Origin of the sequence: Ruficoccus sp. ZRK36, assembly GCF_019603315.1 — a bacterium.
Classification (GTDB): domain Bacteria; phylum Verrucomicrobiota; class Verrucomicrobiia; order Opitutales; family Cerasicoccaceae; genus Ruficoccus.
Window position 1 is genome coordinate 62,617 of record NZ_CP080649.1, and the last position, 14,434, is coordinate 77,050.

Below are 14,434 nucleotides of genomic sequence, written 5' to 3' on the forward strand. Positions count from 1 at the left end.
TCTTAAAATTGATAGAAATTCCGGTTGGTTGGAGGGTTAAGCCTGCTCCAGAGCAGCCACACCCGGCAAGGTTTTTCCTTCGAGGAACTCGAGGCTCGCGCCCCCACCCGTGCTGATGAAGGAGACCTTGTCGCCATAGCCACTCTTCTTGATGGCCTTGACGGAGTCACCACCACCGATGATCGAGATGGCGTCGGCTTCAGCGACGGTCTCGGCCACAGCAAAGGTACCCTTGGAGCATTCCTTGATCTCGAAGATGCCCATCGGACCGTTCCAGAGGATGGTCTTGGACTTGGCGGCTTCGGCCTTGTAGAGCTCGATGGTCTTGGGGCCGATGTCGACGCCCTGCCAGCCTTCGGGGATGTCCTCACCGCAGACCTTGACTTCACCGACCGTGCCGGCGCCGAAGTCCACCTTGTCGGTGATGACGTTGTCCACGGGCAGCAGGAAGTTCACGCCCTTTTCCTTGGCCTTCGCGAGGCAAGCCTTGGCGGTCTCGATCTTGTCGGGCTCGTTGAGGCTGGAACCGACCTGGTGGTCGAGGGCCAGTGCAAAGGTGTAGGCCATGGCGCCACCGATCAGCATGGTGTCGCACTTTTCGAGCAGGGCCTCGATGACGGTGATCTTGTCGGAGACCTTGGCACCGCCAAGGATGACGGTGAAGGGGCGCTCGGGCTTGGCGGTCTTGTCGCCGAGGAAGTCCAGTTCCTTCTCGATGAGGAAGCCGGAGACCTTCGGGCCGGAAATATACTTGGTGATGCCTTCCGTGGTGGCGTGCGCGCGGTGCGCGGTGCCGAAAGCATCGTTGACGTAAGCGTCGGCGAACTTGGCCAGGGCCTGGCAGAACTCGGGCTCGTTCTTTTCCTCACCCTTGTAGAAGCGGGCGTTCTCCAGCAGGATGACGCCGCCGTCGGCGAGATCATTGGCAGCCTTTTCGGCTTCCGGGCCGATGCAGTCGGGCACGAACAGGACGGGCTGGCCGAGGCGCTCGGAGAGGGCCTTGGCGACGGGAGCCAGAGTGAACTTCAGGTTCTTCTCGCCCTTCGGACGGCCCAGGTGGCTGGCCAGGATGACCTTGGCGCCCTGGCCGACGAGGTGCTTGATCGTGGGCAGTGCGCCCATGATGCGGGTGTCGTCGGAAATGTTACCCTGCGCGTCGAAGGGCACATTGAAGTCCACGCGCACGAAGACACGCTTACCGGCGAGATTGACGTCCTTGATGGTTTTTACGGAAGCCATAGCAAATGCAGTTATTCAGTTCTCGGTTGTGCAGTTAAACAGTATTGGGGGCGGCTTTCAGGCAAAGCAAGAAATGCTCTCCCAAAAGGTGATGCGAAGCATCACGGGTGCAGGGCTTGCCCTGCTTGGGGAAAGCGAGGCCGCCCACATACACGTGGGCGGCCCGCCGAAAAATCCGATGGCGGATTGGTTTAGAGGAACTTAGAAACCTTCTGGAGCAGTTCCACGCAACGGTTGGAGTAACCCCATTCGTTGTCGTACCAGGAAACCAGCTTCACGAAGTTGTCGTTCAGGGACAGGCCGCTGCCAGCGTCGAAGATCGAGCTCAGGCCGCAGTGGATGAAGTCGCTGCTGACCACTTCGTCTTCGGTGTAGCCGAGGATGCCCTTGAGGGGGCCTTCGGAGGCTTCCTTCATCTTGGCGCAGATAGCTTCGTAGGTGGCCGGCTTTTCGAGGCGGACCGTCAGGTCAACGACGGACACGGTCGGGGTCGGCACGCGGAAGGCCATCCCGGTCAGCTTACCCTTAACTTCCGGCAGCACGAGGCCGACAGCCTTGGCGGCACCGGTGGTGGAGGGGATGATGTTGATAGCTGCGCTGCGGCCGCCCTTCCAGTCCTTGCGGCTCGGGCCGTCAACGGTCTTCTGGGTGGCGGTGTAGCTGTGGACCGTGGTCATCAGACCTTCGACGATGCCGTAGTTATCGAGGATAACCTTGGTGATCGGGGCCAGACAGTTGGTCGTGCAGGAAGCGTTGGAGATGATGTTGTCGTCGGCGGACAGGCTGTCGCAGTTGACACCGAGAACGACGGTCTTCACGCCGTCACCCTTACCGGGGGCGGAGATGATGACCTTCTTGGCACCGGCTTCGATGTGGCCCATGGCCTTCTTGTCCTCAACGAACAGACCGGTGGACTCGATCACGACGTCGACACCGAGCTCACCCCACGGCAGGGCGGCGGGGCCTTCCTTGATGGAAAGGGACTTGATCGTTTGGCCGTTGACGATGAGCGTATCGTCGTCCGGGGCTTCCACGGTGCCGCTGAAGGCGCCCTGGATGGAGTCATACTTGAGGAGGTAAGCCAGGTTGTCGGCGGGAACGAGGTCGTTAATAGCGACGACTTCGATTTCACTGCCGAGCAGACCCTTGTCTACCAGCGCTCTGAACACCAGCCGCCCGATGCGGCCGAATCCGTTAATACCTACTTTGATTGCCATAATTAAACCGTTTTAGTGTGTGTGTTCGTAGCAGGGGCGCGGTCGCCCCCTTTGCGAAGAGCAGACAGACGATTAAGCGCCCGGTTCCGCACAAGGCAAGCGTGAAGCCGGGGTTTTCGCAACCCTGAAATAAATAAAGCTAATGCTAATCCGGCGGCTGGCTACCGCTTATGGGTCGCTTATAGACTGACTTTACGGGTTTCAAACCAGCCCCATTATACCATCAAACAATGCCCCTCCAGCGTCAAGCGTTTCTGATGGGCGCGAGCGCATTACCTACCCTTGTCACCACCGGCCAACAGCAACTCGATCAACCTCAAAACTCCGACGCGAGCATGTGGCTTTTGACAAGCTCATTAACGATCTCAGCCGCCAGAGAGTCTGCCATATCATCGCGACTGGAATCCGCCCTGCCCTCGGTCGTCGCATCCGCCATCCAAATCCTATCGCCCGTGCCAACATCCATTACCGCGATGCGGTAGTCTGCTACCGGGCTTACGACGGTACCACCACCAGTCTGAGTGGTCGTGAGATTGACATAAGCGGGTCTCCCCCCACCGGGGCGGAAACAATCCTCCGGCGGCGTGGAGGAGATGTCGTCAACGAGAGCAACGTCCTCTTCCGTGCTGACAATCCCCCTTGTGTGGTAAGTGGGCGGGAAGTAGGTACCCACGGTACGAAACTCGCTCAACTCGACCAACAAAACCGCCTCCGCTCCACTCTCGCGCAGAGCCTGCGTGATCGACTCCGGGTCGTACTCACGGGTCGGAGGTAAAATATCAACACCCCGGATCGCATCGATCCCGCGTTCGCTCAACAGCCGTGCCAGCTCTGACTCCAGATAGCCCTGAGCACTGACACGGGGAAGCCCCGCTACAATAACGAAAGACGAGTAACTGGTCTGAGCGTAGGCAGGGTCACGGTAGGAAGAGATCGAGGTGGAAGTACAGCCGGTAAGCAAACCGACCGTACACACGATGAACGCGCAAAATACACGTAAGCCAACAGCGGCTTCCCTTTCCATCACGTCGCCAGATTGCCAAGTACGCCATGACTGGTCAAGCCCGCTGCCCTACTTCTTCACCCAGAGGGCGCAGCTAAGCGGGGGCAGGTGCAGGTAGCCATCCTCCCAGCGGACGAGGCCGGTGGTGAGGCCGTGCGTCTCGAAGCGCTCGTGGTCGGCGAGCTGGCGGAAGTGCTTCGGCTCCACATCCACCGGCAGCGCGTAGCCGTCGAAGTGCGGGTTGATGGCGAAAAGGATCTGCTCGTGGCCATTGGTAAGGTCGGCATTATAAAGCACCGCGATGGCTGAGGTGTCGCCGTCCTCGAAAAACTTTAAATAGCCGTCGCTCTGGCGGCCGTTGAGGCGGAAGAGCCGCCCGGCCTGCGAGCGGCGGAAGGCCGTCCAGCTGCGGAAGTAGTCGGCGGTCGTCGGGTACTGACGGCGGCGCGAGTAGTCGAGAGCGTTGAGGTCGCCGCGCTGGTAGGAGTTGTTGACTCCCTGCTTGGAGTGCAGCAGGTCCTGCCCCTCGGCCAGCATGGGGATGCCGAGCGAGGCCATGAGCAGGGCGCACATCAGGTGCGTGCGGCGGCGGTCGTTGGCGCTGGGCCAGGAGCCGTTGTTGTCGGCGTTCTCGGTGATCTTGTCCAGCCAGCACATGTCGTCGTGCGAGGCAGCGTAGTTGACCGTCTGCGCCGGGAACATGGCAAAGTAGTGCGGCGAGCCGGATACGAAATAGCGGAACTGGTCGCGGTTGGCCTCGCCGCGCACGTAGCGGCCGATGAAGTCCCGGTAGCCGTCGTTCCAGGAGGCGATCCCGGTATGGCGGAGGGCCTGGGCAATATGCCCGCGGAAGCTCCACGGCTCGGCGATGATGATGATCGAAGGCTTCACGGCCTTGAGGGCCTTTTCCACATCACGCAGCACATCCACCCCGATCAGCTCGGCCAGGTCGAATCGGAAGCCATCCACGTCGTAGGTTTTCACGAGGTGGACGAGGCTGTCGATCATGAGGCGGCGTCCCATCGGCGTATGCGCGCTGAAGTCGTTCCCGCAGCCGCTCCAGTTCATGAGGTTGCCCTTATGGTCCGTCTCGAAGTAGTAGAGCTTGTCGATAAAGAGCAGGTGCGCAGGCTCGCCCACGTGGTTATAAACCACGTCGAGGATGACGGCCATATCCTGCTCGTGAAAGGCGTCCACCATGTCCTTGAACTCGTGGATCTGTGAAGCCTTCTCCGGCTCGGTCCCGTAGGAGCTCTCCGGGGAGAAAAAGTTACACGTCATGTAGCCCCAGTGATACTCGTCGCGGCTGCGGGCGTCGTTCTCCTGCACCGGCTGGAGCTCGACCGCGTTGATGCCCGAGTCCTTGAGGTAGCAGTTGTCCGAGCGCAGCCACTTGGCCAGCCCGGCAAAGCCCTCGCGCTCGTCGGCGGAGAGATCAGCCTCGGCATGCGCCAGCAGGTCGCGCACATGCGTCTCCATGATGACAAGGTCGTGCCAGGCCGGAGGCGTATGGCGCCGATGCGGGCGGGGGAGCTTGTCAGGGTCGTAGACAATACCTGGCCCCACATGGCTAACGGTGGCCAGGGCGTAGGGGTCGAGGATTTTAAAGTCTGGGTCGAAGTGGCTGAACTCGCTCTCGTTGTCCCCATCCACGCTGTAGTGGTAGTACCAGCCGTGGAGGTTACCGGGATGGACACGCTCCCAGATGTTATCGTTCACGCGGACCAGGTCGTGGCTCTGCGCACCGGAGCCGTCGAGGTTCCGGTACACGGTCACGGTCACGCGCGTCGCACGTGGAGCGAAGAGCCGGAAGATGGTCTTACCGGCGGCCATGAGGACGCCGAGCTGAGCATCCGTCCCCAGCGCGAGCAACAGGTGCCCGTAGGCGATGGGGCACTCCTGGCGGTTGGCCTTATCCTTCCACAGGAGCTTCTCATGCCCGAGGATGTGGTGCTCGTGCGGAGGCTCGAAATAGAACACGTGGCGCCCGGTACGACCGGGGTCGAGCAGAAAGGGGTGTGTGCCGTCGCCCTCGACTTCACGGTTCGGGGCATCCAGCGGCGTCATCTGCCACTCACCCTCGCCGGAGACGAACTTGAAGCGCACCGCATCCCCCGACGCACAGACCTTGCTGGCCGGTACGCTGAGGCTGAAACACAGGCGCCCCTGATAGCGGTCGGGCGTCATCTGCCAGCGGGCCTTACCGATCGCCTTATCCCAGCCGTTAAATTCACCGGCCACGTAGAACGAGTTCTCCTTCCAGTCGAGATTCGGGAAGTGCTCAGGCCAGAGGAAGAAAATGATCCGTTTACCCTCGGCGTAGTAGCCTGAGAGCTTGGCGTACTCCTGCGGCGAGGCCGGCTCGATCTTTTTGAGCGCCTGCTTACCGGGATTGAGAAAAAGGGGCGGCAGGCCGGGGTCCAACCAGTCCTCGTTCAGGAACACAATCCCGCGCTGGTGGTTGATCCATTTGGCTTCAAAAAAAACGTCGGCGCACATAAGTTAAGCTTAACATAGCTTGGGTGATGCCGGTTTACACGCAAAATCTCGGAAAAGCACCGGGTGATCGAAGATTGTAACGTGCCCGAGCGGAACGCGTGAAATGAGTTGAAGCGAGCGGATCGAGGGTGTTGACTGGCCGGATGGCGAAAATCCTGGTAGCCCTCTCGGGTGGCGTTGACAGCGCGGTAGCGGCGCTCCTGCTCAAGCAGCAGGGGCACGAGGTGGCTGCCGCCTACATGCGCACCTGGATGAACGAAGAAGGCAGCGCCATCCTCGCCGATTGCCCGTGGGAGGAGGACATCCGCCAGGCCAAAGCCGTGGCCGCGCATCTGGACATCCCCTTTGAGGTGGTCAACCTGATCGAGGAGTACCGCCAGCATGTCGTGGATTATCTGATACGGGGTTATCGCAGCGGCGTCACCCCCAACCCGGACATGATGTGCAACCGCGAGATGAAGTTCGGGGTCTTCGCCAAATACGCCCGTGAGCAGGGCTTCGACGAGGTAGCCACCGGCCACTACTGCCGCATGGGCGAGCAGCCGGACGGCTCACGCCATGTGCTGCGCGGCGTCGACCGTAACAAGGACCAATCGTACTTCCTCGCTCTGGTGCGGCAGGAGCAGCTCAAGATGGCACGCTTCCCCATCGGCGAGCTGGCCAAGCCCCGCGTGCGCGAGCTGGCCCGTGAGCACAATCTGCCCAACGCAGCCCGCAAGGACAGCCAGGGCATCTGCTTCCTCGGCAAGGTGGACATCAACGCCTTTCTGGCCGCCTACATCCCGGACCGCCCGGGCCAGATCGTGCGCGCCGCCGACGGCACCGTGCTCGGCGACCACGCCGGACTGCACCACTTTACGCTCGGCCAGCGCAAGGGCCTCGGCATCCCGAGCAATACCGACTTCAAGAACTACGTCGTCACCGGCAAGGACTTTGAAAACAACCGGCTGCTGGTCGCCTTTGACGAGCCGGACGCCCCCGGCCTGTATGGCAGCGATTTCACCCTGCGCGACATCAGCTGGGCCAGCAGCCCCGTGACCGAGGCCCGCGTGATCGACATCATGCCCCGCTACCGCGACCCGCAGGTGAAAACCGACTTCACACCCCAGCCCGACGGCAGCGCAAAGATCCGTTTCCACGAATCACAGCGTGCCCTCGCCCCCGGCCAGATCGCAGCGCTTTATGACGGCGAGACCCTCCTCGGGGGCGGATTTTACGCGTGATTTACATCCCCCCGCCTCTGAGTACTATCCGGGGGCAATAATCAGGTCAAAAAGGCGAAAAAACGCTAGATTTTACGCAGGTGTGACTCTAGCCTACGGCTCACTGCGGCACCGAAGCCGCCGCTTCACTACCCTCTTGGCATGACCCTTAACGAGCTACAGCGCTGGATTCTTAACCACAATCAGGAAGACACCTGGTGGGTCGCCATAGACGGCGAAGTCCTCGACAACCTCATGGCGCTGCCCGATGTCGGCAAAGTCAAGGATCAGAATCCCGACAACGAGATATCCGTCCTGCACGCCACCAAGGCTGAAGACGAAGACGCCGAGTGGATCATTTTTGAAAAAGAGACCGCGCAGAAATTCCGTGTTATCTCGGAGAAAAAGATAGCCAGCGGTTTCAAGATGCCGACTCACGCCCCCTTCAAGCATGAAGAGGTAGAGGAGAAAGCTGAAGAACCGGTAGAAGAAGCCAAGGCAGAGGAAAAGCCCGCAGCCAAGAAAGAGCCCAAGCCTGAAAAAGCCCCGGAGCCCGAGCCTGCTCCTAAAGCAGAACCGGCACCGACACCCGAGCCCAAAGCGACCGAGTCCCTCGCAGGAGTCCCCTCCCCCGAGGCCAACAACGAGCAGGTCGCTATGCTCAAGGCCGAGCTGGATTCCCTCAAGCTGGCCTTCGCCAAGCTGAGCGAGGAAGTGACCGAGCTGCGCAGCCTCGCTGACGAGGTCAAGCAGCCGCTCTCAGAGGCCAAGGCGATCCTCGAAGAGCGCGAACAGTTTCTGGAAATGAGCGAGAACTCGCTCTTTGAAAAAGCCCAGACCCAGGAGGTCATGCAGAACGAGCTCGAGCAGATGCGCGAGGAACTGCAGACCAAGGAGCGCAATATCAAGGCCCGCGAACAGGCTCTCGCCGAAAAAGAAGCCGGCGCCTGATCCTGAAGGCTATCTTTTCGGGTCACGAAGATGACACGAAAAGCACAAGGGCATGTTTATCACAAAAACATCCTTTGAGGCTTCGTTTGAACCATAAACGAGTCTCGGAATAGAAGGCTCCCAAGGAGAGCAATCGAGGCATCCTCTCCGCCTAATCGGTCTCGCCGGGCTTGGCCAGCTGGAGCTTGCGGTCGGCTTTGGCCTTCTCCTTCAACTGGCTCTGGAGCTCGAACTCCTCGGCCATGGCCTCCAGGTCTTCGAGGTCCGGCGGTACAGTGGCGATGGCTTCCTCCATCGTGGTGATGCCGTGACGCACCTTTTTCATACTGTCCTGGTGAAGCGTATACATCCCGGTGTACATGGCGATGCGCTTGAGCTCGGAGGTCTCGACCTCTTTGTTGATCCCCTCGATGAGGAGCTCGGAGATCTGCATCAGCTCATGGATACCGATTCGGCCTCGGTAGCCTTTACCGCCGCAGCTCGGACAGCCCGTGCGGTTTGCGCGGTAGATATTGCCGTCGCCTTCTTTCCAGCCGATAGCTCTAGAGAGAATATCCAATTCGCGCTCAACGGGCTCGTAGGACTGGCGGCAGGTCTTACAGACGCGACGCATGAGACGCTGAGCGCAGACGCAGACCAGCGAGGCTGAGAGCATAAAGGGCTCGATACCCATATCCGTCAGACGCGCAATCGTGCTCGGGGCGTCATTGGTGTGCAGGGTACTGAAAAGCATGTGGCCGGTGAGCGCGGCCTCAACCGCGATACTGGCCGTTTCCTTGTCTCGGATTTCCCCCACCAGAATGACATCCGGGTCCTGACGCAGAAAGGCGCGCAGGGCATTGGCGAAGGTCAGCCCGATCTTACGCTGCATCTGCATCTGGCAGAGTCCGTGCAGGGTGTACTCGATCGGGTCCTCAGCGGTGCGGATACAAATCTCAGGCGAGTTAATTTCGTTCAGCGCGGAGTACAGCGTCATCGACTTACCGGAGCCGGTCGGCCCACAGTGCAGGATCATCCCATAGGGGCGGGTGATCAGGTCACGGTAGATATCGAGGTTTTCCGGCTCAAAACCCAAGGCCGTCAACGGCAGCGTTGACTTGCTCTTGTCGAGGATACGCATGACCGCGCCCTCGCCGTGGTTGAGCGGGGCGGTCGCGACACGAAGGTCGATATTGATCGGCTTTTTCGTAAACTGCTGGAAGACGATACGGCCGTCCTGCGGGAGACGCTTCTCGGCGATGTCGAGATTTGACATGACCTTGATACGCGCGAGAAGAGCACCGGCGACCTTGGGAGAGAGGTTCAGCTTTTCCGTCAGCACACCGTCCACACGTACACGCACGCGGCAGGATTTTTCAGCGGGCTCGATGTGGATGTCACTGCCACCCGAGTAGTAGGCATCCTCGATGATACGGTTGGCCAGCTGGATGATGGGGGCGGACTCTTCGGCGTCGGAATCCTCGTCGATCTCGCCCTCTTCCATGGAGAACTCCATGTCGAGTGCCTCGACCACATCGCCAAAGCCTTCGGCGACGCGCACCTCGGCCTTTTCCTCAGACTGCAGGTGGTGGAGGATGTCGCGCTCAACCGCAAGCAAAGCATGGACCTTGCGCCGCGTCACCTCCTGCACTCTGTTGCGGACGGTCAGGTCAAAGGGATTGGACAGGGCGATAACCATGTAGTTACCGACGAGCCCGATAGGGAGAACCTTGTTCTCCTTGCAGAAATCCTGGTCCAGGCGCTCAAAGGTCCGCTCATCCTTGCGAAAGTTGTGAGCATTGTAGGGGCTGAGGCCACAGGCACGGCTCTTGGCCACCAGAAGCTGAAACTCGCTGATCTCGAAGTCCTTCATCAGGAGCTTCTCAACCTCATCGCCGGAGAGCTCCTTATCGGTCTGGATGATCTGGTTGGCCTGCTCCTGTGTCAGGCGATTCAACTCCCGGAGGTTGTTGACGATAGCGGCCTGGATGCGTGCGAGTGCCATGTTTTAAAAGGTCAGGACGGGGGGTTAAGGAGGTCGGGGTAGATCAGCTCCAGGTCTTCTGGCTGGCTGTCGGCGGAAGCCTGCAAAGCATCCACACCGAGCTGCTCAAGCAGCTTGTCCAGTGGCTCACCCGAGCCGTGGAGCATGTCCCGCAGCAACAGGCTCTGCTGAGCCTTGAGGAAATCCTTGAGCGAAGGGACAGCGCCCAAATGGGCGTCGAGCCCATTGCGGGCAAAAATAGAGGCCAGCTGGCGGCCGCTCACCGGTCCATCCACAGTAAGCCCAACCACACGCCTCAAGGCGTCGGCGAGCTCGCGGTAGTTACCCGGCCAGTCATGGCGGAACATGACAGACAAGGCATTCCCCGAGAGCTCGGCACTCTCGGGAGAGGCGGACTTCTCCGCGTAGCGCGTCAGCAGACGCTGGGCGTAGAGCGCCATATCGGCCCATCGCTCGCGTAGAGGCGGCCAGATACTGTGCTTCTCCAGCAAGAGCTCTTTTAACTCGGGGTTAATCGGTGGCGGTCCGTCCGAAAAGAGTGACTCATCCACCAGGTGGACGAAAAGGAATGACTCGGCAGCATCCCGGAAAACATCGACCCAGGCCTCCTGCCGCTCGTAGCTGGCATGCGCATAGCCGCAGACACCAACTACGCTGCTCAGCCCGTCCTCGGGCGTCATGAGTTGAGCCCGGACACCCGGAGAGACCTCGTTGGCGACATTGATCAGGATGAGGCGCTCAGCGGGCTGGGTCTGCCAATGGGAGACCTCGCGCAGCAGCAGCTCAAACTCGGATCCGGCAGGTGCCCTTAAAAACAAGTGTGCCTGCTCGCGGGAGGATAGCCAGACCTCGTCCAGAAACATCTGCATGGACACGGACTCATCGGCCACGTAGCGGCTGCCCGTCGGATAGCTGCGGACATAGCTGCGTCCCTCCTCATCCGGGATCGCGTCTCGCTCGGCAGATTGTAAACGCTTCTGCCGGTGAAATTCGTCCTCGCTCAGCGGTTGGACAAAGCGCTTCACATGAGAAAGGAAGTGCTCGATATCGATGGGCTTTTCCAGCACGAGCGTGACGCTCATGTTCGCCACCTTGACCAGCTCAGGAGTATTCATCAGGCCCGAGACAAGGATCACCGGTAGGTCCGGGTTGATCTGGCGGGCTTTCTGTAAAAAGTCTGCCCCGTCCATGACGGGCATCTTATAGTCCGAGATAACCAGATCGTAGCCGTACTCCTGCAGCGCCCGCAGAGCGACCTCGGGCTTGGTAGCGGAATCGACGAGAAAGCTGTGCTGCTCCAAGAGGGAGTGCAGCATCTTGGCGTAATTTTCTTCGTCGTCGAGTACGAGAATCTTTTGCGGCATATCGGACCGGGTGTCGCGGAGATGAAAGTCTAGATTAGTCGATTGATGGACGGAAGCAAGAGCCCAATAACCCTAGAACAAGAGGAAAGCCTCCCCAATGCGCAAGAGTGCCCCCCGTGCGGCGAGAGTCAGATCGGCATCGGTCAGGGCCATCAGGTAGTCGTCATTCGAGTTCGACCACGCCCACAACGAGGCATACTCAAAGTCTACCCGCATGCGGCCGCGCGGGCAGCCATGCCCCTTGAGCAGGACATCGAGCTGAAGCATCTGTCGGGTGGCCTGCATGGTGCGGTCTTTATCGACATCGGGTCGGCAGCTACACAGCTCCCACTGGCTGGTTTCAAAATCACGGATACCGGACCAGCCCACGCCAGACAGCTCGGATAGCCGATCCGCAACCTCAAGGCGCGTAACATCCAGCAGCGAGTCTGTAGCCAGGATCTGATCCCAGGGCAGCCCATCAAAGTCTTCCCATCCGGTGACACACTTCCAAGTGCGATACTCATACCGCTCGGACGCATGTGCGAACTGCATGGCCTGCCCTTGTCCAAAGGCAAAAAGCCCTTTCCAGGCGCCAGCTTCAAGCACCTCACCGGCATTCACGCACGACCGGTTGAGCGTCCCCAGCAGCAGGCCAAGCTCTTCGGTGTCGACGGAACCATCGGCTCCCTCAACGCTGAGGAAGTCCTCCTGATAGGACAAATCGCAGGTGATCTGCAGGGCAAAGGGGTCTCCGCTCATACTCATGACTTACCCTCCTTCGCTGACGGATCCGAGGCCGGAGACACGGTGGCATCAACCATCGAAGCGTCCACACCGAGCACCTCGGCGGTCAAATCCACCTGATTGCCACTGAGCCGGTAAACGGCCTTCAGGTAGTCATCACGGCGCATCTGCAGCATGTGCTTCAAATTCCCAGCCTCTTCCGTGCGAGAGGCATTGGCGTTCGCGCAAATCTTTTCCAGGAGTTCACGGCTGATAGGATCGCCCTTGCTCTCGGCAACGGCTGCTCGCACCACGCGCTTAAACCCGAGCATACCGCTGCTCCATTCACGCTCGCGTAAAAACGAGGCGGCCGGCGCAAGCAATGAAGGCACCGAGTCAAGCTGGAGACGGGCGGCCTCGGAGGCTACCTCACGACGTGCAATCAAGGGCAGGTCGTCGCGAATCTCCCGCAAGGGAGGTACCCGCGCCTCGGAGGTGCCGAAGAACATGTAGAGGTTATCGTCGACACGACCACTATCATAGAGCGTATCGATGTCCTCGTTGACAAAAAAGATGTACCGCACCGGCAGTGAATACGCGAGGAACGGACCTTTCTTACGGGCTGCCGCGTAAACGTTTTCGGTCTGATCATAGTCCATCTGGTCAGGGCGGCTGATCATGAGGGTCAGGCGGTTGGCACCGGCCTGCTGAGCCTCTTTGACCGTCTCTAACAGCGTTGCTTCATTGAGCTGTGAAAGCTCAAGCGAAGCAAATGCCTCTCCGCTCTGCTCATCAAAACCTCGAATATCCTCCAGCAGACTGGCCAGATCCGTACCATCTTCACCGATCAGCACCAGGTTGTTCTTGAACCCGCGCAGCCCGTAGAGCTTTTTCGCAAACTCCAGACTCGCGCTGGCACGACACGGATAGGACTCGAAGGAAAAGGACAGGCCGTGCTCAAACTCGCCAGCATCGGTCTCGGTCGTCCCCTGCCCTGTGGCCTGACGCTCGGCATCGTTCTGACTGGATTCAATCAGGGCCGAGGTGCGCTTGAGCAGCGAGAAGACATTCAGGGGTTTCAGAAAAACCCCGCCTACGCCTTCGCGGATAAGATTCCGGATGGTATCGTTGTCGAGATAGCCGGAGACCATGATCACCGGGATCTCGGGACGCAGGCGTTTAATCTCGCGAATAAACTCCTCGCCAGTCAGTCCAGGCATTTTCTGGTCGGTGACGACCAAGTCAAATTCGTCTCCCCGAAACAGTTCGACCGCTTTCTCAGGGTCCTGCTCGGAAACGACTTCATAATCGGCCTGCGAAAAGATATCCGTCAGCAGATTATTAAAGTCTGAGTCATCATCCAGTATGAGTATCCTTTTACCCATTATTCAGGGGGTACATTATCAGCTAATGTGGCTGATTTACAAGTAATTCCGTTTCCAGCGGTGTTATCGGTAAATGACAGTTTAACTTAAGAACACATAGCTGAGGATTATCCCTCAGCAGTCTTGGCCTCGGCCTTTTCCCGGTCCGCGCGGTCGAGTGCCTCAGCGATAGAGTTGATACTGGCCACGTACCAAAGGATCTTACCGTCGAACTGCTCGATCCAGTACTGCTTGGCTGGTTCGCTCAGGTAGTAGCCGGTCGCTACCATGTAGAAATCCTCCACATGGTCAAACGGGATGGTGAAGGTCGCCCAGCACACATCCATATTGATCCGCATCTCACGGAACTTGCTGAGCTCGTAGTTCGTCAAGTCTACCAGACTGACGTCGTCGGTATCCATCAAGCTGTCGATGAGGGCCGCCTCATCGAGGGCCTTCAACTCGAAGATGAGGATGTTCAGCAGGCTGGCTCCCTTCAGGTCACCGGCCTGAACGATTTCCAGCAGTTTTTCGTTGGCGCTCTCGAGGTCCTCGTTGGTGACAAGGCCGCGATCGAGCAGGGCTGCGCCAAGAAAACGGTTGCTGCGCAGGACAAGCGGACGCTGTTCAAGCATGGCCTCAAGTTAGAGGCCTGCCGTCTGCGCGGCGATAAAAAAACAGAATCCTCTGCACGTGCCGAAGTAGAGTGTGCTCTGTTAACCTAATCAGTTTAAGGTGGGTGCTCTCCAACGGGCTTCTGTCTTCCGGTTTACGGCCTGACATCCACCTATCGGGCTCAAGCTCCCAGTATATGAGAAAAGGATAAGAGCAGACGTTAGGTTTCGAACACAGAAGAGGATTCTGAGAAATAACATACCCGATGCCTCGGGCATTTCAAATGGAAAA

General features: G+C 59.2%; 11 protein-coding genes and 1 other RNA gene. 2 read left to right on the forward strand and 10 right to left on the reverse strand.

Going from position 1 to position 14,434, the window contains the following annotated elements; genetic code table 11:
* Nucleotides 1-36: 36 nt before the first annotated feature.
* The 4 genes from K0V07_RS00285 to K0V07_RS00300 all read right to left on the reverse strand — a co-directional run bounded on the left by K0V07_RS00285 (nt 37) and on the right by K0V07_RS00300 (nt 5,958).
* Nucleotides 37-1,239 carry a phosphoglycerate kinase gene (locus K0V07_RS00285; RefSeq protein ID WP_220622535.1) on the reverse strand — a complete coding sequence of 401 codons (1,203 nt, stop codon included), beginning with the start codon at nt 1,237-1,239 and terminating at the stop codon, nt 37-39.
* A 191-nt stretch (nt 1,240-1,430) separates the two neighbouring features.
* On the reverse strand, nt 1,431-2,456 hold the full coding sequence (gap, locus tag K0V07_RS00290) for a type I glyceraldehyde-3-phosphate dehydrogenase (RefSeq protein ID WP_220622536.1): 1,026 nt from the start codon (nt 2,454-2,456) through the stop codon (nt 1,431-1,433).
* Nucleotides 2,457-2,772: 316 nt separating this feature from the next.
* Nucleotides 2,773-3,483, reverse strand: a complete 711-nt coding sequence (locus tag K0V07_RS00295; RefSeq protein WP_220622537.1) for a hypothetical protein — start codon at nt 3,481-3,483, stop codon at nt 2,773-2,775.
* Nucleotides 3,484-3,528: 45 nt separating this feature from the next.
* Nucleotides 3,529-5,958, reverse strand: coding sequence for an alpha-amylase family glycosyl hydrolase (locus K0V07_RS00300; RefSeq protein WP_220622538.1), 2,430 nt, complete (start codon nt 5,956-5,958; stop codon nt 3,529-3,531).
* Nucleotides 5,959-6,101: 143 nt separating this feature from the next.
* Here K0V07_RS00300 and mnmA point away from each other — a divergent pair, with 143 nt between their 5' ends.
* Nucleotides 6,102-7,181: a tRNA 2-thiouridine(34) synthase MnmA gene (gene mnmA, locus K0V07_RS00305; RefSeq protein ID WP_220622539.1), complete on the forward strand. Its 1,080-nt coding sequence runs from the start codon at nt 6,102-6,104 to the stop codon at nt 7,179-7,181.
* A gap of 141 nt (nt 7,182-7,322) precedes the next feature.
* The gene (locus tag K0V07_RS00310; protein WP_220622540.1) at nt 7,323-8,111 is read left to right on the forward strand and encodes a hypothetical protein; all 789 of its coding nucleotides are present in this window, start codon (nt 7,323-7,325) and stop codon (nt 8,109-8,111) included.
* A 151-nt stretch (nt 8,112-8,262) separates the two neighbouring features.
* Here the strand turns inward: K0V07_RS00310 and K0V07_RS00315 are convergent, their stop codons facing one another.
* From K0V07_RS00315 to ssrS, 6 genes are all read right to left on the reverse strand, one after another.
* The gene (locus tag K0V07_RS00315; RefSeq protein ID WP_220622541.1) at nt 8,263-10,095 is read right to left on the reverse strand and encodes a GspE/PulE family protein; all 1,833 of its coding nucleotides are present in this window, start codon (nt 10,093-10,095) and stop codon (nt 8,263-8,265) included.
* An 11-nt stretch (nt 10,096-10,106) separates the two neighbouring features.
* Nucleotides 10,107-11,459 carry a response regulator gene (locus K0V07_RS00320; protein ID WP_220622542.1) on the reverse strand — a complete coding sequence of 451 codons (1,353 nt, stop codon included), beginning with the start codon at nt 11,457-11,459 and terminating at the stop codon, nt 10,107-10,109.
* Between the two features lie 72 nt (nt 11,460-11,531).
* Nucleotides 11,532-12,206, reverse strand: a complete 675-nt coding sequence (locus K0V07_RS00325) for a hypothetical protein (protein WP_220622543.1) — start codon at nt 12,204-12,206, stop codon at nt 11,532-11,534.
* On the reverse strand, nt 12,203-13,549 hold the full coding sequence (locus tag K0V07_RS00330) for a response regulator (RefSeq protein ID WP_220622544.1): 1,347 nt from the start codon (nt 13,547-13,549) through the stop codon (nt 12,203-12,205). Before K0V07_RS00330 ends, K0V07_RS00325 begins: the two co-directional genes overlap by 4 nt.
* Before the next feature lie 107 nt (nt 13,550-13,656).
* Nucleotides 13,657-14,163: a hypothetical protein gene (locus K0V07_RS00335; protein ID WP_220622545.1), complete on the reverse strand. Its 507-nt coding sequence runs from the start codon at nt 14,161-14,163 to the stop codon at nt 13,657-13,659.
* Nucleotides 14,164-14,208: 45 nt separating this feature from the next.
* A non-coding RNA gene (gene ssrS / locus K0V07_RS00340) (6S RNA) lies at nt 14,209-14,389 on the reverse strand.
* Nucleotides 14,390-14,434: the final 45 nt, after the last annotated feature.